This is a genomic window from Microbacterium sp. ZXX196 (assembly GCF_009709595.1).
In the GTDB taxonomy this organism is placed as follows: domain Bacteria; phylum Actinomycetota; class Actinomycetes; order Actinomycetales; family Microbacteriaceae; genus Microbacterium; species Microbacterium excoecariae.
This window is the reverse complement of the sequence record NZ_WMEE01000062.1, coordinates 1-326: the sequence shown is the minus strand read 5'-3', so window position 1 is coordinate 326 and position 326 is coordinate 1. Positions and strand designations below refer to the sequence as shown.

At 66.0% G+C, this 326-nt stretch carries 1 protein-coding gene; it reads right to left on the bottom strand.

Annotated elements, in window-relative coordinates:
• Window positions 1-272: 30S ribosomal protein S11 (rpsK, locus tag GJQ66_RS12265; protein WP_155049625.1), on the bottom strand; the 272-nt coding region annotated here is incomplete at its 3' end.
• Window positions 273-326: the final 54 nt, after the last annotated feature.

Genomic DNA, 326 nt, shown 5'->3' with positions numbered 1-326 from the left:
ACGAAGACGTCGACCTTGCGCATGCCGTGCTCCTGCGCGCGGCGGGCGGCCGACTCGGCAGCCATCTGCGCGGCGAACGGCGTGGACTTGCGCGAGCCCTTGAAGCCCACGTGGCCCGCCGAGGCCCAGGAGATCACGTTGCCCGTGGGGTCGGTGATCGAAACGATGGTGTTGTTGAACGTGCTCTTGATGTGAGCGTGCCCGTGGGCGACGTTCTTCTTCTCCTTGCGGCGCACCTTCTTGGCGCCGGCCGTACGGCCCTTCGGAGGCATGTATTACTCCCGGTGGAGGTGGTCGGTCCTACAGCGAAGACCGCTGATGAGCGT